21 protein-coding genes and 3 tRNA genes are annotated in these 21,967 nt (G+C 71.7%); 12 read left to right on the forward strand and 12 right to left on the reverse strand.

Annotation, left to right across the window (positions count from 1 at the left end; translation table 11 throughout):
• Positions 1 to 3 precede the first annotated feature (3 nt).
• The 3 genes from C7S10_RS04150 to C7S10_RS04160 all read right to left on the reverse strand — a co-directional run bounded on the left by C7S10_RS04150 (position 4) and on the right by C7S10_RS04160 (position 1,434).
• Positions 4 to 870 carry an AAA family ATPase gene (locus tag C7S10_RS04150; RefSeq protein WP_108343087.1) on the reverse strand — a complete coding sequence of 289 codons (867 nt, stop codon included), beginning with the start codon at positions 868 to 870 and terminating at the stop codon, positions 4 to 6.
• A gap of 52 nt (positions 871 to 922) precedes the next feature.
• Positions 923 to 1,010 (reverse strand) — tRNA-Ser (locus C7S10_RS04155).
• 49 nt (positions 1,011 to 1,059) lie between these two features.
• On the reverse strand, positions 1,060 to 1,434 hold the full coding sequence (locus C7S10_RS04160) for a hypothetical protein (protein WP_108343088.1): 375 nt from the start codon (positions 1,432 to 1,434) through the stop codon (positions 1,060 to 1,062).
• 114 nt (positions 1,435 to 1,548) lie between these two features.
• Here C7S10_RS04160 and C7S10_RS04165 point away from each other — a divergent pair, with 114 nt between their 5' ends.
• From C7S10_RS04165 to C7S10_RS04175, 3 genes are all read left to right on the forward strand, one after another.
• Positions 1,549 to 1,998 (forward strand): hypothetical protein, encoded by a 450-nt coding sequence (locus C7S10_RS04165; protein ID WP_133176419.1) that lies wholly within the window; start codon positions 1,549 to 1,551, stop codon positions 1,996 to 1,998.
• A 70-nt stretch (positions 1,999 to 2,068) separates the two neighbouring features.
• Positions 2,069 to 2,159, forward strand: a tRNA-Ser gene (locus C7S10_RS04170).
• A 166-nt stretch (positions 2,160 to 2,325) separates the two neighbouring features.
• Complete coding sequence (locus tag C7S10_RS04175; protein ID WP_108343090.1) at positions 2,326 to 2,526, forward strand: hypothetical protein; 201 nt, start codon at positions 2,326 to 2,328, stop codon at positions 2,524 to 2,526.
• Positions 2,527 to 2,546: 20 nt separating this feature from the next.
• Here the strand turns inward: C7S10_RS04175 and C7S10_RS04180 are convergent, their stop codons facing one another.
• The 3 genes from C7S10_RS04180 to C7S10_RS04190 all read right to left on the reverse strand — a co-directional run bounded on the left by C7S10_RS04180 (position 2,547) and on the right by C7S10_RS04190 (position 7,628).
• Entirely contained in the window at positions 2,547 to 3,596 is a 1,050-nt protein-coding gene (locus C7S10_RS04180; protein ID WP_243395190.1) for a TrmB family transcriptional regulator, read from the reverse strand.
• A 132-nt stretch (positions 3,597 to 3,728) separates the two neighbouring features.
• Positions 3,729 to 5,558: a phosphoenolpyruvate carboxykinase (GTP) gene (locus tag C7S10_RS04185; RefSeq protein WP_108343091.1), complete on the reverse strand. Its 1,830-nt coding sequence runs from the start codon at positions 5,556 to 5,558 to the stop codon at positions 3,729 to 3,731.
• A gap of 231 nt (positions 5,559 to 5,789) precedes the next feature.
• Positions 5,790 to 7,628 (reverse strand): phosphoenolpyruvate carboxykinase (GTP), encoded by a 1,839-nt coding sequence (locus tag C7S10_RS04190; protein WP_108343092.1) that lies wholly within the window; start codon positions 7,626 to 7,628, stop codon positions 5,790 to 5,792.
• A gap of 200 nt (positions 7,629 to 7,828) precedes the next feature.
• Between C7S10_RS04190 and C7S10_RS04195 the strand changes: the two genes are divergently transcribed.
• Both C7S10_RS04195 and C7S10_RS04200 read left to right on the forward strand, forming a co-directional pair.
• A tRNA-Arg gene (locus C7S10_RS04195) sits at positions 7,829 to 7,901 on the forward strand.
• A gap of 341 nt (positions 7,902 to 8,242) precedes the next feature.
• The gene (locus C7S10_RS04200; RefSeq protein WP_108343322.1) at positions 8,243 to 8,845 is read left to right on the forward strand and encodes a uracil-DNA glycosylase; all 603 of its coding nucleotides are present in this window, start codon (positions 8,243 to 8,245) and stop codon (positions 8,843 to 8,845) included.
• A gap of 6 nt (positions 8,846 to 8,851) precedes the next feature.
• Here C7S10_RS04200 and C7S10_RS04205 read toward each other — a convergent pair whose 3' ends face one another.
• Entirely contained in the window at positions 8,852 to 10,015 is a 1,164-nt protein-coding gene (locus C7S10_RS04205; protein WP_108343093.1) for a TDT family transporter, read from the reverse strand.
• A 92-nt stretch (positions 10,016 to 10,107) separates the two neighbouring features.
• On the opposite strand from C7S10_RS04205, the gene C7S10_RS04210 reads away from it, so the two are divergent.
• The 3 genes from C7S10_RS04210 to C7S10_RS04220 all read left to right on the forward strand — a co-directional run bounded on the left by C7S10_RS04210 (position 10,108) and on the right by C7S10_RS04220 (position 12,169).
• The gene (locus C7S10_RS04210; protein WP_108343094.1) at positions 10,108 to 11,037 is read left to right on the forward strand and encodes a LysR family transcriptional regulator; all 930 of its coding nucleotides are present in this window, start codon (positions 10,108 to 10,110) and stop codon (positions 11,035 to 11,037) included.
• 217 nt (positions 11,038 to 11,254) lie between these two features.
• Positions 11,255 to 11,791 carry a hemerythrin domain-containing protein gene (locus C7S10_RS04215; protein WP_165807042.1) on the forward strand — a complete coding sequence of 179 codons (537 nt, stop codon included), beginning with the start codon at positions 11,255 to 11,257 and terminating at the stop codon, positions 11,789 to 11,791.
• A gap of 69 nt (positions 11,792 to 11,860) precedes the next feature.
• On the forward strand, positions 11,861 to 12,169 hold the full coding sequence (locus C7S10_RS04220; RefSeq protein WP_108343096.1) for a helix-turn-helix domain-containing protein: 309 nt from the start codon (positions 11,861 to 11,863) through the stop codon (positions 12,167 to 12,169).
• Between the two features lie 2 nt (positions 12,170 to 12,171).
• Here C7S10_RS04220 and C7S10_RS04225 read toward each other — a convergent pair whose 3' ends face one another.
• Together C7S10_RS04225 and C7S10_RS04230 are read right to left on the reverse strand one after the other, a co-directional pair.
• Positions 12,172 to 12,774 carry a ClpP family protease gene (locus C7S10_RS04225; RefSeq protein WP_108343097.1) on the reverse strand — a complete coding sequence of 201 codons (603 nt, stop codon included), beginning with the start codon at positions 12,772 to 12,774 and terminating at the stop codon, positions 12,172 to 12,174.
• A complete protein-coding gene (locus tag C7S10_RS04230) occupies positions 12,771 to 13,385 on the reverse strand; it encodes a ClpP family protease (RefSeq protein WP_108343323.1) in 615 nt (204 codons plus the stop codon). The genes C7S10_RS04225 and C7S10_RS04230 overlap by 4 nt, the downstream gene beginning before the upstream one ends.
• Before the next feature lie 87 nt (positions 13,386 to 13,472).
• Between C7S10_RS04230 and C7S10_RS04235 the strand changes: the two genes are divergently transcribed.
• On the forward strand, positions 13,473 to 14,261 hold the full coding sequence (locus tag C7S10_RS04235) for a chitosanase (protein ID WP_279303153.1): 789 nt from the start codon (positions 13,473 to 13,475) through the stop codon (positions 14,259 to 14,261).
• Here the strand turns inward: C7S10_RS04235 and C7S10_RS04240 are convergent.
• Positions 14,249 to 15,289 carry a matrixin family metalloprotease gene (locus C7S10_RS04240; protein ID WP_108343098.1) on the reverse strand — a complete coding sequence of 347 codons (1,041 nt, stop codon included), beginning with the start codon at positions 15,287 to 15,289 and terminating at the stop codon, positions 14,249 to 14,251. The two genes, C7S10_RS04235 and C7S10_RS04240, sit on opposite strands and share 13 nt — an antisense overlap.
• A gap of 197 nt (positions 15,290 to 15,486) precedes the next feature.
• Between C7S10_RS04240 and C7S10_RS04245 the strand changes: the two genes are divergently transcribed.
• Positions 15,487 to 16,215, forward strand: coding sequence for an AAA family ATPase (locus C7S10_RS04245; protein ID WP_108343099.1), 729 nt, complete (start codon positions 15,487 to 15,489; stop codon positions 16,213 to 16,215).
• On the opposite strand, the gene C7S10_RS04250 is transcribed toward C7S10_RS04245, so the two are convergent.
• On the reverse strand, positions 16,212 to 17,216 hold the full coding sequence (locus C7S10_RS04250; protein ID WP_243395220.1) for a thrombospondin type 3 repeat-containing protein: 1,005 nt from the start codon (positions 17,214 to 17,216) through the stop codon (positions 16,212 to 16,214). The two genes, C7S10_RS04245 and C7S10_RS04250, sit on opposite strands and share 4 nt — an antisense overlap.
• A gap of 16 nt (positions 17,217 to 17,232) precedes the next feature.
• On the reverse strand, positions 17,233 to 17,976 hold the full coding sequence (locus C7S10_RS04255) for an ABC transporter permease (protein WP_243395191.1): 744 nt from the start codon (positions 17,974 to 17,976) through the stop codon (positions 17,233 to 17,235).
• Positions 17,977 to 18,239: 263 nt separating this feature from the next.
• Between C7S10_RS04255 and C7S10_RS04260 the strand changes: the two genes are divergently transcribed.
• Together C7S10_RS04260 and recC are read left to right on the forward strand one after the other, a co-directional pair.
• Complete coding sequence (locus tag C7S10_RS04260) at positions 18,240 to 18,413, forward strand: CsbD family protein (protein ID WP_108343102.1); 174 nt, start codon at positions 18,240 to 18,242, stop codon at positions 18,411 to 18,413.
• Positions 18,414 to 18,617: 204 nt separating this feature from the next.
• Positions 18,618 to 21,965 (forward strand): exodeoxyribonuclease V subunit gamma, encoded by a 3,348-nt coding sequence (gene recC / locus C7S10_RS04265; protein WP_108343103.1) that lies wholly within the window; start codon positions 18,618 to 18,620, stop codon positions 21,963 to 21,965.
• Positions 21,966 to 21,967 lie beyond the last annotated feature (2 nt).

Here is a 21,967-nt window from a genome sequence, read left to right on the forward strand (position 1 = left end):
ACCTCAGGCCCGGGCCAGGCGCAGTTCCTTGACCGCGCGCGCCTGGTCGGAGGCGTGCTTGAGGACCACGCCGAGGGTGCTGCGGATCGCATCCTCGTCGAGGTCGCCGATCTCCAGCGCGATCAGGGTGCGCGCCCAGTCGACCGACTCGGCGATCGAGGGCGCCTTCTTCAGCTCGAGCTCGCGCATCCTGGCCACCACCTCGACCAGCTGGCGGGCGACGGCGTCGTCGAGGCCCGGCACCTGCGAGGTGACGATCTCGCGCTCACGCTCCGCGTCGGGGTAGTCGAGGTGGAGGTAGAGGCAGCGCCGCTTGACCGCCTCGGACAGCTCGCGGGTCGCATTGGAGGTCAGGACCACGAACGGCCGACGGGTCGCCGCCACGGTGCCGAGCTCGGGGATCGTGACCTGGAAGTCGGAGAGCACCTCGAGCAGCAGGCCCTCGACCTCGACGTCGGTCTTGTCCACCTCGTCGACGAGCAGCACCGTCGGCTCGTCGCGGCGTATCGCGCTGAGCAGCGGCCGGGTGAGGAGGAACTCGTCGGTGAAGATGTCGTCGTGGGTCTCGCCCCAGGCCTGGTCGCCGGAGCTGGCCTGGATGCGGAGCAGCTGCTTCTTGTAGTTCCACTCGTAGAGCGCGCGGGCCTCGTCGAGGCCCTCGTAGCACTGGAGGCGGATCAGCTCGGCGCCCGTCGACCGGGCCACCGCCTTGGCCAGCTCGGTCTTGCCGACGCCGGCAGGCCCCTCGATGAGCAGCGGCTTCTCCAGCGCCCCGGCGAGGTAGGTCGTGGTCGCGGTGGGCGCGTCGGCGAGGTAGCCGGCCGCGTGCAGGCGGGCGCTCGCGTCGTCGGGGCTGCTGAACCAGGTCACCCGGCGGAGCCTAGCCGGGCTGTACGGCTGGCTGTCGGTCTGGAAGATCCTCTGGCAGAGAGGGCGGGATTCGAACCCGCGGTAGGTCTCCCTACGATCGCTTTCAAGGCGATTCCGATCGGCCGCTCCGGCACCTCTCCTCGCGCCGCCCGAGGACGGCACCGCAGCAGTCTAGAGGCCCGGCGGGCGCTATTCCGAGCCGCCCAGCTCCAGCTCGACGTCGTCGTAGGCCAGGTCGTGCAGGCGCTGGAGGTGGTGGTTGATGTCGGTGAGCAGCCGCAGGCCCTGGGTGCGCACGCCGTCGAGGTCGGGGTTCTCCAGCACCTCCGGACCGAGCTCGCCGATGCGGGCCAGCAGCGCCCGGCGCTCGCGCAGCGCCGAGCCACGCCGTGCGCTCAGCCAGGCGTCGTCGGGGTGCTCCGACTCGCGCATCAGCACGTCGCGGACACTGGTCATGCGCTGGCGCACCGTCCAGCGCCAGTTGCCGGTCGCGACGCCGCCGGACTCGTGGGGGGCGTCGAGCGCGCGGTGCAGGTCGGCCAAGGCGGTGGTGGCACTGGTCATCGCTGCCCTCCGAACTGGTCCCGTGACAGTGGGTGACCTCGAGTGTGGCCCGCGTCACGAGCTCGGACAAGGGCTGGATTGGCACAACCTGACGCGCCTGTGTTCAATCGACCCGTGTCGTCCGAATACCGAGTGGCCCCCTCGATCGCCGCCCGACTGATGGGGCTGCTGCTGGTCGCGATCTCGGTGCTCGTCTTCGTCGCCACGGGCCTGGTTGCCTTCCTCGACCTGCACACCGGCGTGCTCCTCGTCCCCGCGTTCCTGGGCCTCGCCGCCCTCGTCGGCGCCGCCACGCTCCTCGGCACGCGCGGGTGGGTCGTGCGCCTCAGCGACGAGGGCTACCGCGTCCAGTGGGTGCGCGGGGTCGGCGTCGCGGCGGGCCGGTGGAGGGACGTCGAGGACGCCGTCACCACCACGGTGGCCGGGTCCCCGGTCGTCGTGCTGCGCCTGCGCTCGGGCGGGTCGACGACGATCCCCGTGGAGATGCTGGCCGGCGATCGCGACGAGTTCGTCCGCGACCTCGTGCGTCACCTGCAGGACGGGCAGGGCCTGCGCCCGCTGTGACGGGGTGCGATTCGCACCATCGCGAGGCCTGCTAGTAACCTCATCCCTGCTCAGCCGTCAGGCGGGGCATGGAGGCGTCGCCTAGTCCGGTCTATGGCGCCCGCCTGCTAAGCGGGTTTGGGGCTACAACCCCATCGAGGGTTCAAATCCCTCCGCCTCCGCCCACTGCTCTGGCCTCCCCCGGGAGGCCAGAGTGCATTTCCCTGCGCTTGCGAAACCCTGCAGTGCGAATACTCGCACCCGTTCGGATGTCGACCAATCGAGTCCGTTGGTCGACAATGGGGAACGAGTCTCGGACCAGACTGAGCAGACAAGAGGACCCACTTCATGATTTCCGGACGTCGCATCGCCGCAGCGCTCGTCGCTGCGGTCCTGTCCCTGGGGGCCATCGGAGTCACCGCCGGTCCGGCGCAGGCGCTCAAGGACACCACGTGGCCCGTGCGCCCCGCCCCCGACACCACCCAGACGCCTGGCCCCACCGTCACGCCGCCCGACCAGACCGACACCACCTGGCCGGCCGGCACCTAGCTCGCAGGCAAGCCGAGCACTCAGGCGCTCTCGCCCTCGCGCGGCACGTTCCCCCGGTCGGCGGCCGGGGGGACGTCACGTCCGGTCACACCGCGCCGGCCCATCTCGTAGCCGAGCTGGAAGCGTGACTCGACCTCGAACTCCTTCTTCAGCTCCGAGATGTAGCCCGCATAGGTCCGCGGGCTGACGCCCAGGCGCTTGGCGCCCACGGGGTCGGCGTGGCCGCCGATCAGCATCCGGATCGTCATCGCCCGCTGCTCCGCCTCGATCGCGCGCACCAGCGGGGTGTCCCGGTTGGTGAACGGGCGGGCCCGCTCCCACGACCGCTCGAAGATGTCGACGAGATAGCTCACCAACGACGGTTCGCGTACGGCGAGCGCCACCGACTCCCCCGGCCCACCCTGGCCCGGGACGATGGCGATGCGCCGGTCGACCACGATGAGCCGGTTGAAGAACTCGTCGAGCGTGCGCACCTGCGCGCCCTCGGCGGTGACCGCGGCGACGTACTTGTTGGTGGCGACCTGGCGCCGGGCGGAGTGCTGGTAGAGCGTGCGCATCTGCACGCCGCGGCGCAGGGCACCGACCTCGCGCTCGATCGCCTTCGGCAGCTGTCCGATGTTGCGGCCGGTCTGCGGCTGGGCGGTCAGGAGCTCCTCGGAGGCGTCCGCGACGACCGAGGTGATGTAGGGCGCGATGGCCTCGCCACGCAGCTCGGCGAACGGGCCGCGCAGGGCCTCCGGCGAGCGGCGCCAGGCGTTGGAGAGACCGTTGAACGCCTTCGCCCAGTGGGCCGACTCGGCGATCAGCTCGGCACCCTGCTGGCCCAGCGGGGTGACCACGCGCGACTGCACGATGGAGGGGTCGACCGGCAGCCACCGCCCGGCGCTCTTGTCGAGGACGACGAGACCGATCTGCTTGAGCAGCGAGAACGGCTCGAGCAGCTCGCCGTCGTGCTCGATGCGTGGGTCTCCGACCGGCATGCCGGCCTGCGCGACCAGCTCCTCGTAGAGCTCGGACGCCGCCGTCTCGAAGACGGATCGCTCGTCGGGGCCGTACTCCACGCGCGTCACCACCTCCCTGTCATGACCGGGCGATCTTTCCACACGGACGGCTCCGGCCCGCCGGGATCGAGAGATCCCGGCGGGCCGGAGCTCCGAGGCTGGCGCCCTCGCACCTCGAGCACCGAGGTGGGCCTGGGCGGATCAGGCGCCGAGGCGCTCCTTGAGCGTGTCGAGCTCGGTCCACAGCACCGCGGGGAGGTCGTCGCCGAACTTCTCGAACCACTCCGTGATCTGCGGGATCTCGGCCTTCCACTCCTCCGGGTCGACCGCCAGGGCGGCCGCGATGGCCTCGGGGGTCATGTCCAGGCCCTCGATGTCGAGCGAGCCCGGAGCCGGCACGTGGCCGATCGGGGTCTCGACCGCGGCGGCGGTGCCCTCGAGGCGCTCGATGACCCACTTCAGGACGCGGCTGTTCTCGCCGAACCCGGGCCACAGGAAGTCACCGTCGTCGGAGCGACGGAACCAGTTGACGTAGAAGATCTTGGGCATCTTCGACTCGTCGTTGTCCTTGCCCATGTTGATCCAGTGGCCGAAGTAGTCGCCGGCGTTGTAGCCGATGAACGGCAGCATGGCCATCGGGTCGCGACGCACCACGCCCACCGCGCCCACCGCGGCGGCGGTGGTCTCCGAGGAGAGCGTGGCGCCCATGAACGTGCCGTGGGTCCAGTCGCGGGCCTCGGTCACGAGCGGGATGGTCGTCTTGCGACGGCCGCCGAAGAGGATCGCGTCGATCGGCACACCGCGCGGGTCGTCGTACTCCGCCGCGAGCATGTCGCACTGCTTGATCGGCGTGCAGTAGCGGCTGTTGGCGTGGCTGGAGAGCTCGGTGCTCTCGGGCGTCCACGGCTCGCCCTTCCACGACGTCGCGGCGGCCGGCATGTTCTCCAGGCCCTCCCACCAGACGTCGCCGTCGGGCGTCAGGGCGACGTTGGTGAAGACCGAGTTGCCCTTGTTGATCGTGGCCATGGCGTTCGGGTTGGTGTGCTCGTTGGTGCCGGGGGCGACACCGAAGAAGCCGAACTCCGGGTTGACGGCCCACAGGCGGCCGTCCTCGCCGATGCGCATCCACGCGATGTCGTCGCCGATCGCCTCGACCTTCCAGCCCGGGATGGTGGGCTGGAGCATGGCGAGGTTGGTCTTGCCACAGGCGCTCGGGAACGCGGCGGCGACGTACTTGGTGACTCCCTGCGGCGAGGTGAGCTTGAGGATGAGCATGTGCTCGGCCATCCAGCCCTCGTCGCGCGCCATGACGCTGGCGATGCGGAGCGCGTAGCACTTCTTGCCGAGCAGGGCGTTGCCGCCGTACCCCGAACCGAAGCTCCAGATCATCCGCTCCTCGGGGAACTGGACGATGTACTTGGTGTCGTTGCACGGCCAGGCGACGTCCGCCTCGCCCTCGGCGAGCGGCTTGCCGACCGAGTGCAGCGCGGGCACCCACTGGACGTCCTCGCCGATCTCCTCGATCTTGCGGAGCACGTCGGTGCCCATGCGGGCCATGACGCGCATCGAGACGGTGACGTAGGCCGAGTCGGTGATCTCGATGCCGAACATCGGCTTCTCGGCGTCGAGGTGGCCCATGACGAACGGGATGACGTACATCGTGCGGCCCTTCATGCAGCCGGCGTAGAGCCCGCGCATGAGGTCCTTCATCTTCTCCGGGTCCATCCAGTTGTTGGTGGGCCCGCAGTCCTTCTCGTCGACCGAGCAGATGTAGGTGCGGTCCTCGACACGCGCCACGTCGGTCGGGTCGGAGGCGGCGTGGAACGAGTTGGGCTTGATCTCGGGGTTCAGGCGGGTGAACGTCCCGGTGGCCACGAGGGCGGAGGTGAGCTGCTCCCACTCCTCGTCGGAGCCGGTGCACCAGTGGATGGAGTCGGGCTGGGTGAGCTCGGCGATCTCGGTGACCCAGCCCAGGATGCCCTGGTGGGTGGTCGGAGCGGTCGGCGTCGTGATGTCAGAAGTGGCGGTCATTGCCTGCGGTTTCCCTCTCGCGCATTCGCGGATGCGCTCGCCTGCTGCGAGGGCGCGTCCGGCCGTCGAGCGCATCGACGGTGGTGTCGTGGAGTGTCGTGTCGGCCCCTCCGGCAACGCTGCAGCGAGGAGTGGAGCCGAGGCTAACGGCAGCCCTGCGACGTACATATTGGATCGATCAACGAGTGAGGCGCAGGTCACGTCGGGCGCGGGTGGCGTCGGCGCGAGCGCTCAGCCCTGGTCGTCCTCGAGGGCCTTGGCCACCCGTCGGTGCGCCTCCCAGATCGCCTCGGGCATGCGCTCGAACTGCTCGAGGTGCTCGGCCCGGTTGGCCATCTCCTCCTGCCAGCGGGCGTTGTCGATGGACAAGATGGTGTCGAGGTCCTCGGGGGTGATGTCCACGCCCTCGAGGTTGAGCTCCTCCTTGGTCGGCACGATCCCGACCGGGGTCTGGCGGCCCTCGACCTCGCCGTTGCGCAGCTGGAGCAGCCACAGCAGCGGGCGCAGGTTGTCGCGGTAGCCCGGCCACAGGAAGCGGCCGTCGTCACCGCGCTGGAACCAGTTGACGTGGGCGAAGATCGGCTGGTCGGTCGCCGCCCCGACGACATCGAGGTAGTGCTGGGCGTAGTCGCCCTCGCCGTACGCCATGAAGGGGCGGTTGGACATCGGGTCGTAGCGGAGGACGCCCTCCTTGCCCTCGGCCGCGGCGGTGGCCTCGGCGCCGAGGGTCAGTCCGTCGTAGACGCCCTCGGCGAGGTCGTGGATCGCGCGGACCAGCGGCTCGCGGTCGCGGGTGCGGCCGCCGAAGATGATCGCGTCGATCGGCACGCCGGCGGCGGCGTCGAAGTCCTTCGCGATGTTGGGCACGTTGGCCAGCGTGGTGGTGAAGCGGCTGTTGGGGTGGGCCCACGGCGAGGAGTCGCTGTCCTTGCGGTCGGCGAGCGGGGAGCCGGTCCAGTCGAGCCAGCCGTGCACCTCCTCGGGCGGGCTGGGCGTGCGGCCCTCCCACCAGACCTCGCCCGTCGTCGGGTTGTAGGCGACGTTGGTGAAGATCGCGTGCGTGCCCGGGTCGATGGAGTGCAGCGCGGTCGGGTTGGTGCGCTCGTTGGTGTCCTTGGCGACCCCGAACACGCCGTACTCGGGGTTCATCCCCATCAGCCGGCCGGACTCCTCGTCGACCCACAGCCACGCGATGTCGTCGCCGTAGAAGGAGACGTGGTAGCGCTCGCCGAGCACGTCGGGGGCCAGCATCATGGCCAGGTTGGTCTTGCCCGAGGCGCTCGGGAACCCGCCGCAGATGTGGTAGTCCTTGCCGGTCTCGTTGTCGTGGATCCCGATCAGCATGTACTGCTCGGCGAGGAACTTCTTGCTCGCCCAGCCGTCGTACGCCCCCTGCCGCAGCCCGTGCGCGATCTTGCCGAGCAGCGCGTTGCCGCCGTACGACGACCCGAAGTGCAGGATCGTGCGCTCGTCGGCGACCGTGACGAAGTAGCGCTGGTCGGCCTCGGTGCCCTGGCCGAGGTTCTCCAGGTCGCCGGTCACGTGGACGGCGCGGACGAAGTGGTCGGGGTCGTCGAGCTCGTCGAGGAAGTGCGCGGCCACCCGCGACATCCGGATCATGTGGAGCACGACGGTGCGGGTGTCGGTGAGCTCGACGCCGGCGGCCCACGGCGCGAGCGCGTTGCCGGGCGGCGACATGAGGTAGGGGATGACGTACATCGTCTTGCCCGCCGACGCGCCGCGCATCCGCTCGTGCAGCATCGGCTTCATCTCCGAGGCCGGGCGCCAGTTGTTGTAGACACCCTTGTCCAGCTCGTTGTTGGTCGCGACGATGGTGCGCTCCTCGGAGCGAGCGGTGTCCTTGTAGTAGCTGCGGGAGTAGTAGAGCCCCTCGCCGGACGGGTGCAGCTCGCCCGCGTCGAGCGCCTCCTGGATCAGGCGCGCGTCGTCGGCCGCGCTGACGACCTCGATCCGCTCCGCGCCGGTGAGCTCGGCGTACTCCTTCACGAACTCGCGGACCTTCGGGTTCTTCAACCCTGCCGCATCCAGTGCCGCTTCGACATCTGCCATCAGTACTCACCTCTCGGGAGGGACCGGGGACGCCTCGTTCGCCCCCGACCGCGCTGCGTGGTGGTCACGATAACGACAGTTCACGTATTGGAACGCTCCACTGCGTGGGGACTTCATCACGTTGGTGGACGGGGCTGATTTCGGGTTGGCCGCGGGGGTCGGCTATCCTCATCCGGTCGTGCTGTTCGCAGTGGCGACATGCGCCTGTAGCTCAACGGATAGAGCATCTGACTACGGATCAGAAGGTTTGGGGTTCGAATCCCTACAGGCGCGCGAGCGAGGCCGAGAAGGCCGAAGCCCCCTGGTGACAGGGGGCTTTGCTGTTTGTCGGCTGGCTTCGAGCCTTCTCGAGCCGAGCGAGCTCGCCCAGCCGCGAGCGCAGCGAGCGGCCCAGGCGCGCACGGGGACGTCCCCCGAAGCCGCCCGTCGAGGAGCTCCGAGCCCGCCGCGCGACGTCAGCTCACGAGTCCAGACGTTCCGCCCAGACTTCCCATCCGATTGCGTCCGCCAACGTTCTTTCCGGAACGGTAGGGCGTCATGTCAGCTTCTCCGTCAGGTGCGTCGAGGTTCCGGCGCCGACCGGATCGGGTGAGGTGTCTGCGACGCTGGGTGAGATGACGGAGCACAAGCGGTCACGAGTCGACGAGTCACACGTCCATGCCCTCAACGACCTCGCGCGGTCCCTCCGCAGCGGCGGCGAGAGAAGCGAGCGGTTCGTGCCGTGGTTCGACCCGGACGGGGGTGGGACGGCGTCGCGTGTGCTGGTGCTGATGGAGACGCCGGGACCGCGCACGGTGGCTGCCGGGGACCTGGGGTTCAGCTCGGAGGACAACGAGGACCCGACGGCGGCTGCGCTGCGCGAGGCGCGCGAGGGCTCGGGCCTGGTGCGGTCGGCGTACGTGCGGTGGAACGTAGTGCCGTGGCCGTTGTACGACGACTCCGGACGCCGGCGTCCTCCGGTGGTGGCGGACCTCGACGAGGCTCGGCCGGCGTTGTCGGCGCTCCTCGGGCTGCTGCCCGATCTGGAGCTGGTGGTGGCGGTCGGATCGCCTGCACTGACGGGGGTCATGCGCCTGCTCACCTCCTCCGATGCGGTGATCGATCGGTTGCCTCGCGTGCTCGGCGTACCTCATCCGTCTCCGCGCAACGCCCGACAGCAGGTCGAGGCGCGATCGCGGCTTCGACGAGCGCTCGCCGTCGGGGCAGCTCTCGCGTAGTGGGAGTCATGCGGGGGCCTTGAGCAGGTGCCCGCGGTAGACGCCGTGGGTGGTGCGTACGGCGACCGTGCCCCACGCGACGAGCAGGCCGACGTAGAAGAGGACGGCGGCGCCGGTGAACAGGTGCGCGCCGGTCGCGGCGGCGAGGCCGGAGGTCCCGGTGACGACGGTGCCGACGGGGAAGGTGAAGGACCACCAGGTCAGCGCGAACGGCATGCCGGCGCGGGCGGTGCGAACGGTGATCGTGATGGCAAGCGCGGTCCAGAGCATGGCGAACCCCCACATCGGCACGCCGAAGACCAGACCGGCGGCCTCGAAGGCCGTGCCGTACGGGGCGGGTAGCACGCTGGTCGCGGTGGCGCCGAGGGTGTGGCCGGCGGTGATCGACTGGCCGAGCGGGCCGAGGACGATCCAGAGGGTGGGGATCGTGGAGGCGGCGCCGGCGCCGTGGCGAGCGAGGCGGCCCCAGATCAGGGCGATCACGACGAGGCTGGCGATGATGGTCAGGCCGAACATCGCCGCGCAGAGCAGCTGCATCGTCAGCTGCCACTGCCCGGCCGGCAGGTGCGGGATGAGCAGCGGACCGGTGGCCGCGCTGACCATGGGAGGCACGACCGGCATCAGCCAGCCGCCGAAGGCCGAGTCGGACTCGACCTCGTGGGTCATGAAGGTCTTGTAGGGCACGGCCACGGCGGTCCACAGTCCCAGGACCGTTCCGGCGGTCCAGAGCACGGCGTCGAGGCCGATGGCGGCGGTGCTGCCGATGACCGGCTGCCCGACGAGGATCGCGCCGGCGCCGACGGTCATCAGCGCCATCGCGGGGGCGCCGTAGAAGTGGGACATGACGGGGTTGTCGAGGTGCCCGCGGGCGGTTGCGGGGTGGTGACTCCAGTGGATCGCGGTCGCGGCCACGACGGCGACCAGCAGCACGACGTCGAGCACCCACACGGTGCGCGCGAAGGCCAGCAGACCTGGGAACTGGACGGGCAGGGTCGCCGCTGCGTTGGCGACGATGCCGGTCCCCATGACGGAGGCGAACCAGTTCGGTCCGATGAAGCCGAACGCCGGCTGACCCTCGAGGCCCGCCAAGAACGAGCCACGCCGGAACCCGGGCCGCGGGGCGGGGGATGCGTGGCGCTCGTCGTGGTCGTGGGTCAGGAGGTTGGTCATGACTCCAGCCTCGGCGCTACGGCGGCTCGGCAGTAGACGCCCCGATCCTGTGGAGTCACAACCGCAGCCTGTGGGTGTCGTACGGTGTGGCCATGGAGTCGTCCCACGTCCCGGACCTGGTAGGTCTGAGGCTGCTTGTCGCGATCGGGCGAACCGGCAGCATCGGCGCCGCGGCGCGGGGGACCGGGGTCTCGCAGCAGGCCGCGTCCAAGCGGCTGCGCAGCGTCGAGGCCCAGACCGGCCTCACGCTCGTGCAGCGGAGCGCACGAGGCTCGGAGCTCACGCCGTCGGGCGTGGTGTTCACCGAATGGGCCGCCCGGCTGATCGACCTGACAGACGAGGTCGAGACGGCCATCGTCGGCCTGCGGGGCAAGCGTTCACGTGACCTGTCGGTGTGGGCCAGCATGACCATCGCGGACGCGCTCATGCCGCGCTGGCTGGTCCAGCTCCGCAGGCGTCAGGCCGCCGAGGGAGTGCCGGTCACGTCCGTCAGCCTGACGGCATCGAACAGCCACCAGGTCGAGGACGCCGTGCGCGACGGCACCGCGCACCTCGGGTTCGTCGAGGGCGTCGAGCCGCCGCACCACCTACGCTCGACGGTCGTGGCCCACGACGAGCTCGTCCTCGTCGTCTCGCCCGACGACCCGCTGGCCCGTCGCAAGCGGGTGCTCGACGCATCCGCGGTCGCCGACCTGCCGCTGACCAGTCGTGAGCCCGGGTCGGGGACGCGCGACGTGGTCGAGCAGGCCCTCGCCGCCCACGGGCTGACCATGCACGAGTCGGTCATCGAGCTCACCACCACCACCGCCGTGCGCGAGTCGGTGCTCGCCGGCGGGGCGCCCGCATTCCTCAGTCGCCGCGTCGTCGACCGAGAGGTCGACGACGGCCACCTGGTCGCAGTCGCCACCACGCTCGACCTGCGCCGCGAGTTCCGCGCCGTCTGGGCCGGGAACGCGCACCCGCCCGCCGGACCTGCGCGCGACCTCGTCGCCATCGCACGACGACCACGGTCGACCGACTAGCGCGACCGATCAGAAGCCGCGGAGAGCGTCCGGGTTCGGCCGGCAGCGGTCCCAAGGCCTTCACGACGGGCTCATGAACGCCATCCGCCGACTCAGTCTGATTCTGGCTACGCATCCCAAGGTTGGGGGTTCGAATCCCTACGGCGCGAGCGGAGCGAGCGGCCCAGGCGCGCAGCAGGCGGCTGGCGGGCTGGCGTCTCGCCGTACGCTGACGCCCGTGCCCATCGACGACGCAACCCGTCCTCGCGTGGCGGGGTCGGTGGAGCTGACGCCGGCGCAGCGCGCGGGCGGCGAGCACCTGCGGATGATCCACGACCACTTCCGCCAGCAGTTGCGGGCGGTGACGGCCGCGGTCGAAGAGCTGCACGCAGGGACGGGTGACGTCGGCGCCGTACGCGAGGGAGTGCACCGCCTCGGGCCGGCGCTGACCGCGCAGCAGGTCGCCGGGGTGTGCGGGCAGGTCTGCCGGTTCCTGACGATGCACCACACGATCGAGGACCAGTCGATGTTCCCGGCGGTGGCGACGCTGGAGGCGTACGCCCCGGTCGCGGCGCGCCTGGCCGAGGAGCACGTGGTCGTGCACCACCACCTCGAGCGCGTCGACGACCTGGCCCTCGCCGTGCTCGTCGACCCGTCGCGGAGCGGGGAGCTGGTCGAGGCGGTCGAGGCGCTGCGCGCCGACCTGGAGTCGCACTTCACCTACGAGGAGACCGAGATGGCCGAGCCGCTCGGGCTGCTGGGTCTCGGCGTCTAGCACTGACGTCGTTCTGCTGTGAGCGGAACGGGTAGGAACGGACCCGGTCAGCCGCCTACCGTCGACCACATGGGCGAGATCCTGGCGTTTCCCGACCGCGTGTCCGACCGGCCCGGCCATTCTGCCGAGGTCCCCGAGCCCCTGTGGCGCGAGCTCGTCGGGCGTGAGCTGCACCGCGAGCGGCGGCAGCGCGGCGAGCGACTCGTCGACGTGGCCGGGCGGGCCGGGGTCTCGATGCAGTACCTCTCCGAGGTCGAGCGTGGGCTCAAGGACCCGTCGTCGGAGATGCTGCACGCGATCGCCGGCGCGCTCGACCTGTCGGTCCGCGAGCTCGCGGGCCGGGTGACCCGCTCCGACGTCCTCGCTCTCGCCGCCTGAGGTCAGGCGAGCGCCGTACGCTCCTGCGACATCACGCTGTCGACGATGCCGTAGTCGACGGCCTCGGCCCCTGACAGGACGAGCGTGCGGTCCGTGTCCTGCCGGACCTGCTCGGTCGTGCGCCCGGTGTGGTCGGCCAGGATCTCCTCGAGCTGGAGGCGGACCCGGGCGACCTCGCCGGCCTCGAGGATGAGGTCGGGGATCGTGCCCCTCCCCTGCGTCGCAGGCTGGTGGAGGACGACCCGGCCGTGCGGCAGGATCGCCCGCTTCTCGGGCGCACCGCCGGCCAGCAGCACGGCCGCCGTCCACGCCGCCTGGCCGACGCACACGGTCTCCACCGCGGGCTTCACGAACTGCATCGCGTCGTAGACCGCGAGCATCGCGGAGATCGAACCGCCCGGTGAGTTGATGTAGAGGCTGATCGGGATCTCGGGGCTCTCCGAGGACAGGTGCAGGAGCTGGGCGATGACGGCATTGGCGACACCGTCGTCGATCTCGGTGCCGAGGTAGATGATGCGCTCGGACAGCAGGCGGGAGTAGAGGTCCAGTGTCCGCTCGCCCCGCGGGGTCTGCTGGACGACGTAGGGGATCGTGTAGGAGCTCATCGCGCACCCGCCAGCCCGACGACGTGCGACCGCGCGGGCGTGACGTGGTCGACGCTGCTGATCAGCTGGTCGACGAAGCCGTAGTCGAGCGCCTGCTCCGCGCTGAACCACCGGTCACGCCGCGAGTCGCGCTCGACGGTGTCGCGGTCCTGGCCCGTGTGCTCGGAGATCAGGCCCAGCACGGTGTCGCGGGTCTGCCGCAGGTCCTCGGCCTGGATCTCGATGTCGACGGCGGTCCCGCCGATGCCGGCCGACCCCTGGTGCAGCAGCACGCGGGCGTGCGGCAGGGCGTATCTCTTGCCCGGCGTGCCCGCCGAGAGGAGGAACTGCCCGGCGCTGGCCGCCATCCCCATCGCGACGGTCGACACGTCGTTGGGGATCAGGCGCATGACGTCGTGGATGGCCAGCATCGAGGAGACGGAGCCGCCGGGCGAGTTGATCCAGAGGCTGATGTCGGCGCGCGGGTCGTCGGTCGACAGGAGCAGCAGCTGGTGCATGAGGCGGTTGCCGTTGCCCTCGCCCAACTCCTCGCCGAGCACGATGATGCGTTGGTGCATGAGGCGACGTACGAGCTCGTCCTCGATGCGATCGGATGTCCTGTGGGTGCTCATGTCCCCAGCGTCACCCGGTGACGACCGGATCCACAGGGCGCTCTGCGTACGGCGGATCCGCCCGCAGCAGAGTCGTACGGTGACCCGGTGAACCGTCTCGTCGCGGCCGTCGTCGTGCTGCTCCTCGCCGCCCTCGCGCCCGGTCCGGCGCACGCCTCGACCGGAGACCTCACGGACCCCGCCACCAAGGAGATCGCCATGGAGCTGGTCTCCAGCGCGGAGAACTCCTCGCTCGACTGGCGCGCCCAGTACTCCTACATCGAGGACATCGGCGACGGGCGCGGCTACACCGCCGGGATCATCGGGTTCTGCTCGGGCACCGGAGACATGCTCCAGGTGGTGCGCGCCTACACGCGGGTCAGGCCGCGCAACCGGCTGGCCCGGTTCATCCCCGCACTGCGTCGCGTCGACGGCGCCGACTCGCACCGCGGGCTCGGTCGACCGTTCGTGCGCGCCTGGCGCGCTGCCGCCCACGATCGAGCCTTCCAACGGGCCCAGGAGCACGAGCGCGACACGGGCTACTTCCGCCCGGCCGTCCGGCTCGCCAGGTCTGACGGCCTCGGCGCCCTCGGCCAGTTCGCCTACTACGACGCGGCCGTGGTCCACGGCGTCAACGGGATGCGCGCGGTCCGCCGTCGGGCGCTCACGACCGCGGCAACTCCTGCTGCGGGCGGCGACGAGACGACGTACCTCGACGCCTTCCTGGACGAGCGCGTCGTGGAGATGCAGAAGGAGGCCGCGCACGAGAACGTCGACCGCGTCGAGCTCGCACAACGACGGTTCCTGCGCGAGGGCAACCTCGGACTGGTCCCGCCCCTGCGCTGGAGCGTGTACGGCGATGCGTACGAGATCCTCGAAGCGCCTCAGTCGACGTAGTCGACGGTGCGCGCCTGGACCGAGGTCCGGCCCTGCACCGGGCTCGTGAAGCAGCCCTGACCGGCGCCGACGGCGGCGAGGCCGGTCAGGTCGCCCGCGCCGAGCTCGGCGGGGCTGAGCACCACCTGGGGATACATGATCTGCTCGATGCCGGCCGCGTGGCCGAGCCCGAGGGCGTGGCTGGTCTCGTGGAGGAGCACCTTGCCCCACGAGGAGCCGACGGTCGTGAAGCCGCCCGGGATGGTGTGCTCCTGGTCGAGCAGCACGTAGCCGGAGGCGATCTGGCTCGGGCCGATGGGCGGCGCGTAGGACGAGAAGCCGCCCAGCCCCACCACGGTCCCGGCGAGGCGCGGCTCGGCGGCCGCGTTGGTCCAGGTGATGTCGAGCGTGCTGGTCCCGGCGTCGGCCACCTGCACGAAGCGCAGCCCGGTCGCGGTCGCGAGGCGATCGAGCGCGGTCTGGATGTCGGTCGACGCCTCGGCGTACGGCGCGGTGCCGGTCACCGACCAGGTGATCGCGCTGCAGGGGTCCCAGCGGGCGACGCGGGTGCCGCCGAGGTAGGTCCAGTCGTTCGGGTCGCCCTGGGAGAACGTGGGGGCCGGCGTCGTGGTGGTGGTGATGGGCGCCTTGGTGCCGGACACGACGGAGATGGTGAACCGCTTCACGGTCCGCGCCTTCCCAGACCGGGCGACGCGGACATCGTGGGCGTAGCTCCCGGTCGCGAGCGGGGCGTGGGTCTCGAGGACGTAGCGACCCCGCGCGTCGGCGCGTCCCGAGGCGACGGTCGCGGTCGTGCCCCCGTCGTGCCGCAGCACGGTGACCCGACCGCGCGCCAACGCGGCCGGCACGCGACCGCGCACGGTCACCGTCTGTCCCGGGTCCACCTGGAAGGCCGCGCGGAGCATGCCGGTGGACTCGACGAGGCCGGGGGAAGCCTGTGTCGAGTCCACCGGCACTGGTGCGACCGCCACCGCGAGCACGATCGCCACGACAGCGCACAAGCGCGTCACGGCGTCGGAGATCTTCACGGTTGGCCTCGTCCAGCGGAGTGTCAGCGACCACAGGGGGCCACCGCCGACACAGCGAGAACCGCGGTCGACAATCGAAATTAACGAGCGGCGGGCCACGGATTCCGAACGCGAAGTCCACCATTCAACCAATTGAGCGGACCCGCGATCCACAACTTGACCGGTCGGTAACAACGGCCCGTCGTACGCTCGCTGCCGTGGACGCGCGCTGGGACCGACGGCCGGTGCGCCGCGTGGTCGCCGGGCCCGACGCGCCCGCCCCGGGCAGCGGCTGGCCGCTCACGATCCCGGCCGTCTCGCAAGTGCTGGCGACCGGGCTCGACCTGCCCGCGGGGGTGACGCTGCTGATCGGCGAGAACGGCTCGGGGAAGTCGACCCTGGTCGAGGCGATCGCGATGGCCTACGGGCTCTCGCCCGAGGGCGGCTCGATCCACGCACGCCACTCGACCCGTCGCACCGAGTCGGACCTGCACGCTTGGCTGCGCCTCGAGCGGTCGGCGGGCGCGAAGAAGTGGGGGTTCTTCGTGCGGGCCGAGACGATGCACGGCTTCTACAGCTACCTCGCCGACAACCCGGGCACCATGCCCGAGCCCGACTTCCACGCCCTCAGCCACGGCGAGTCGTTCCTCGCCCTCCTCCGCACCCGCTTCGACTCACCCGGCTTCTACGTCCTCGACGAGCCGGAGTCCGGGCTGTCGTTCTCGGCGCAGGTCGCCCTCGTCGGCACCCTGTCCGAGCTGGCGCAGGAGGGCGCGCAGGTGCTGTGCGCCACCCACTCGCCGCTGCTGGCGGCGATCCCGGGCGCCACGGTGCTCGAGGTCGGACCGTGGGGGTTGCGGCAGGCGGCGTACGACGACCTCGAGGTCGTCGGGCACTGGCGCGCCTACCTCGCGGACCCGATGCGCTACCTGCGCCACGTCCTCTAGCGGCGGCGCACCTTCACGACCCGGGACCTCGCCGCGCCGCACTCGGCCTGCCCGGCGGCGTACGACGACGCGACGGTGACGTAGTAGCGGCCCGCGCGCCTCGGCGCCCTCGTCGACGCCTTGCCCCGGGTGTCGGTGCTGGCGAGGACGATCCGGGCGTCGCGGCCCTTCTTCTTCCGCCACACGGTGACCTCGGCGTCCGCGCGGCAGCCGGCGACCGTCGAGGCCACCGTGGTCACCAGTCGGTTCCTGCGTCGTGCGAGCGCCGCGGTGCGGGTCGCCGACGGGCAGCCGGTGGCGGTCCGACCAGCGGTGGTCGCGCAGCCGTCGACGTCGTCGAGCACGAGGTCCCCGTCGACGTCGACGTCGCAGGCGTTGCCGAACGCGTCGGCGTCCAGGTCGGCCTGGTCGGCGTTGGCCACCGGGCAGTTGTCGACCCGGTCCTCGATCCCGTCGCCGTCGGTGTCGCAGGTGGTGAAGGTCAGCGTGATCGAGAAGCTGCGCAAGGTGCCGGGCGATGCATTGGTGTTGCCGACGTGGAGGCGCCAGGTGCCGGCCGCGGGCTTCGTCTCCAGGGCGGTGAGCGGGGTGAAGGGCTTGTAGCGACCCGCGGGCGGGCTGGCTCCCGACCACGCGGTCGTCGCCTCGTCGTCGAAGGTGTAGGCCGCGTTCAGCGGCCCGGTCGTGAGGCCACCGCTCGCCATGGCGAGGGGCCCCTGCGTCCCGGCGTTGACCGCCTCCGGGGTGACGAGGCGGAAGCTGACCTCGGCGCCGTTGGGCACCGTGACGTCCATCGAGAAGTCGACGTCGGCGACGATGCGCGCGTCGGGCACCACGATGTCGAAGAAGTTGTAGCCGAACGAGCCCGGTGCCGGGTTGGCCGGGATCGCGCCCCCGGCCGCCGACTGGTACGTCACCACGCACGGTGCGGGGGCGGCCTGCGCCGTACTGCCCGAGACGACGACCAGCGAGGACACCGTCACGAGGAGGGCGAGCAGCATCTTCACGGGCGTCATCCTAGGACGAGGCGGGCGCGATGAAGACGTACGGCGAACGGCCGGCCAGCCGCGTCACGACGACCGCAGTGGTCAGCATCGTCAGGGCGATCCCGGCGAGGACGACGAGCTGGAACTGTGCCGCCACGATCGGCGAGGCGCCGCCGAACAGCGCGCCCACGAACGCGCCGGGCAGCGTGACCAGCCCGGTGGAGCGGGTCTGGTCGAGGGTGGGGAGCAGGGCCTCGCGGGCGGCCTGCCGGCCGATGTCGTCGTAGGCCTGGGCGGGGGTCGCACCGAGCGAGAGCCACGCCTCCGTCTCGTCCCGCCGGGCGCGGGCGTCGCGGACGAAGTTGCGCCCCGACAAGGTGGCGGCGCTCATCGCGTTGCCGACGATGATACCGGCCACCGCGACGACGTACCTCGCGTCGAGCTCGACCAGGCCCAGCACGAGGATCAGGGCCAGCGACACGGACGCCCCCGCGAGGACGCCGACGACCGCCAGCAGGCGCCCGCGGGGGATCTCCGCGATGCGGCCCCCGGCGGTCCACGACGCGGTGCTCAGCATCAGGAGGACGAACAGCAGCACCGTCCACGGCACCGCGAGCACTCCTCGCAGGATCGTCGCGACGATCGCGAGCTGGACGACGGCGCGCAGCATCGCGGTGAGCGGCATCCAGCCGAGCGGGACCCGGGCCAGCCGCGCGAGGCCGAGCGTCGCCAGCGTGACGACGAGGAGACCGAGCCCCCACCACAGGTGATCCACGGGGTCGATGGTGCCCGATGGCGTGACCAGACGGTGCCGCCGTCGTTGAACAGAGGGTCCTGGCACGGCGAGAACCGCTGGGCCGGGGCGTGCTCCGAGAGCGAGTACGACCCGTGTCGGGGGGCACCTGGACGGCCGGCGCATCCAAGGGGGGTGCGCCGGCCACTTCCACGTCGGACACCCGTTGGGGTGTTGGGTCGTCGGGTGCGGCGTGACAGATTCGAAGGGCGTCTCGGACGAGGCGCCCGACGAAGGGATCCAGCATGGGACTCGACGACAAGATCAAGAACAAGGCCGAAGACCTCACCGGCAAGGGCAAGGAAGCCACCGGCAAGGCCACCGACAACGAACGGCTCGAGGCCGAGGGCAAGGCCGACCAGACCTCCGCCGACATCAAGTCGGCCGGCGAGAAGGTCAAGGACGCCTTCAAGCACTGACCGTCGCACCGGCGACGAGCCGGCACGAGCCGCCGAACGGGGCACCGACCATGGGGTAGGTGTCCCGTTCGGTGCGTCCCGGGGCACGATCGCCGGCTCGTGCAGTCCGGCCGGTCCCGTCCGGCCGCGTCCGGCCGGTCCCGTCCGGCCGCGTCCGGCCGGTCGCGTCGCGCGAGTGTCGGTGCCGGATGGCAGGCTGCCGCCATGGCAGTCCACGTCCACGTCGCCGAGCGGACCGACGCCCTGGCCGACGGCCTGGCGTCGCTGCTGGCGACCGCGCTGCCCGATCCGTTCGCCCGCGAGGTCGTGGTCGTGCCGGCTCGCGGGGTCGAGCGCTGGCTGACCCAGCGGCTGTCCCACCGCCTCGGCGTCGGTCCCCGCGAGGGCGACGGGGTGTGCGCCGGCGTCGACTTCGTGACGCCGTCCTCGCTGGTCGCGATGCTCCTCGCCAAGGACGCGGACGACCCGTGGGACCCCGACCGGCTGGCCTGGCCGCTGCTCGAGGTCGTCGACTCGGTGATGGGTGAGACCGGTTTCGCCGACCTCACCGCCCACCTCGGCGGTGGCGATCCCGCCGACGAGCGGTCGACGCGTCGCTACGCGGTGGCCCGGCGACTGGCCGGCCTGTTCTCCTCCTACGCCACCCAGCGGCCGAGGTTGATCGCCGACTGGCGAGCCGGTCGCGACACCGACGGGGCCGGCGAGGAGCTGGAGCGCGACCTCCGGTGGCAGGCCGACCTGTGGCGACGGCTGGTCGACCGGATGGACCTGCCCCCGCCCGACGCCCGGCAGGCGACCACGCTCGAACGGCTCCGTGCCGGCGGCGGCGACCTGGACCTGCCGCCGCGACTCTCGCTCTTCGGGCACACGCGGTTGCCCGAGACGGAGGTCGAGCTGCTGCACGCGCTCGGTGCCCTGCGCGACGTGCACCTGTGGCTCCCGCAGGCCTCGCCGTCGTTGTGGGCCTCGCTCGAGCCCGCGGCACGGGTCGGTCCGGTGCCGCGCGACGACGACGACTCCGCCTCGGTCGTCGGCCACCCGCTGCTCGGCTCGCTGGGGCGCGACTCGCGCGAGCTCCGGCGGTCGCTGGGCGACGTACCGACCGAGCACACGCCGGGTGCGCCCGCGCCGCCCGACACCCTGCTCGGCTGGCTCCAGGCCGACCTGCGGGCCAACGCCGCGCCGGACGCGGCGACGCGTGCCGGGCGCACGGGGGTCGACGACTCGGTGCAGATCCACGCCTGCCACGGCGCTGCTCGCCAGGTCGACGTGCTCCGCGAGGTCCTCGTCGGGCTGCTCGCCGACGACTCGACCCTCGAGCCCCGCGACATCCTGGTGATGTGCCCCGACATCGAGGCCTACGCGCCGCTCATCTCGGCCGGCTTCGGGCTCGCCGACATCGCCGGCCCGGGGCAGGGGCACCCCGCCCACCAGCTCCGCGTCCGGCTGGCCGACCGCTCCCTCGGCTCCACCAACCCGCTCCTCGGCGTCGCCGCCCAGCTCGTCGAGCTCGTGCACGGCCGGTTGAGCGCGACCCAGGTCCTCGACCTGGCGAACGCCGACCCGGTCCGGGCCCGCTTCGGGTTCGGCGACGACGAGATGGAACGGATCGCCCACTGGGTCGCCGAGGCCGGCATCCGGTGGGGGTACGACGCCGACCACCGCGCCTCCTTCGGCCTCGGCGGACTGGGGGCCAACACGTGGGCGGCCGGGATCCAGCGGGTGCTGCTGGGAGCGGCGATGTCGGGCCTCGACCACCGCCAGGTCGCGGGTGCGCTGCCCGTCGACGACGTCAGCGACGGCGACCTCGAGCTGGCCGGCCGGTTCGCCGAGCTCGTCGACCGGCTGCACACCTTCCTGGCCGGCGCGGAGGCCGCGCGCACGGTCGCCGACTGGACCCGCGTCCTAGGCGACGGCGTGCACCAGCTGACGGCGACCGCGCTCGACGACGTCTGGCAGGTCGCCCAGCTCGACCGCGAGCTCGCCCGGATCGCCGCGGGGGCGGCCGACCAGGACACCCTGCTCCGCCAGGCCGACGTGCGGGCGCTGCTGCAGCAGCGGCTGCGCGGGCGCCCGACACGGTCCAACTTCCGCACCGGCACGCTCACCGTGTGCACGATGGTGCCGATGCGCTCGGTGCCGCACCGGGTGGTCTGCCTCGTCGGCCTCGACGACGGCGTCTTCCCGCGCGCGACCGGGGTCGACGGCGACGACGTGCTGGCCCGGCGACCTCGCACCGGCGAGCGCGACCTGCGATCCGAGGACCGCCAGCTGCTGCTCGACGCGATCGCCGCCACCACCCAGACCCTGGTGATCACCTACACCGGCCACGGCGAGCACAACGGCGCGCAGCGCCCGCCCGCGGTCCCGCTCGGCGAGCTGATCGACGCGCTCGACCGCACCGCGGCCGGGCCGGTGAGCGAGCGCGTCATCACCCGCCACCCGCTCCAGCCCTTCGACGAGGCCAACCTCGTGCCGGGACGCCTGCGGGGATCGCGGCCCTTCACCTTCGACCGGTCCGCCCTCGCCGGGGCGAGCGCCGCGCGGACCGACCGGACCGTGGTGCGCGAGCTGGTGCCCGCTCCCCTGCCGGCGATCGTGCCGCCGGCCACCGAGGTGGAGCTCGCCGACCTGCAGGACTTCTTCCGCCACCCCGTGCAGGGGTTCCTGCGACGGCGGCTGCGCATCACCAAGCCCTACGACGCCGACGAGGTGAAGGACGCCATCCCGATCACGCTCGACGCCCTCGAGCAGTGGGCGGTCGGCGACCACCTCGCGATGGCCGTGCTGGGCGGCGCCGACGCGATGGCCGTCGGCGAGGCCCTCAAGGTCAGCGGGCTGCTGCCACCCGGCGCCCTCGGCAAGGGGGTGCTCGACGGCATCATCACCAAGGTCCGCCCGCTCGTGATCAGCGCGCTCGGCCTCCAGGGCGGCCCGGCCCGCACCCTCGACGTCGACATCGACCTCGGGGACCGGCGGGTGACGGGCACCGTCGGCGACGTGTTCGGCAACAACCCGGTCGCGGTGTCGTTCTCCAACCTCGGCGCCAAGCAGCGGCTGGCCGCCTGGATCAACGCGCTCGCCCTGGCCGCCGGCCGCCCCGACGAGAACTGGACCGCACACACCATCGGCAAGCACCGGTCGGGCGGTCAGATCGCGATGGTGCGTCCGCTCGCCGAGCACGACGCCCGCCGGTGGCTGCGTGACCTCGTCGCGCTGCACGAGGCGGGGATGCGAGAGCCGCTGCCGCTCCCGGTCAAGACGTCGCTGGCGTGGGCCGAGGAGTTCCGCCGCACCCAGGGCGGCAGCGACGGCAGCCCCGACGGGCGGGCGCGCGCCGAGTGGACCAGCCCCCGCTTCAACGACTCGGGCTTCCCCAAGGAGGACGCCGACGTCTGGCACGTCCGCGCCTTCGGTCCCCACCCCGACTTCGAGCTGCTCGCCGCTCCGCTCCGAGACGGCGAGGACGGTCCCGCGCCGCACCGGTTGGGTCACCACGCCTGGCGGCTGTGGGGCCCGATGATCGCCAACGAGCAGATCCGGGGGCTGTAGAC

Source organism: Nocardioides currus (assembly GCF_003057875.1).
Taxonomy (GTDB): Bacteria; Actinomycetota; Actinomycetes; order Propionibacteriales; family Nocardioidaceae; genus Nocardioides; species Nocardioides currus.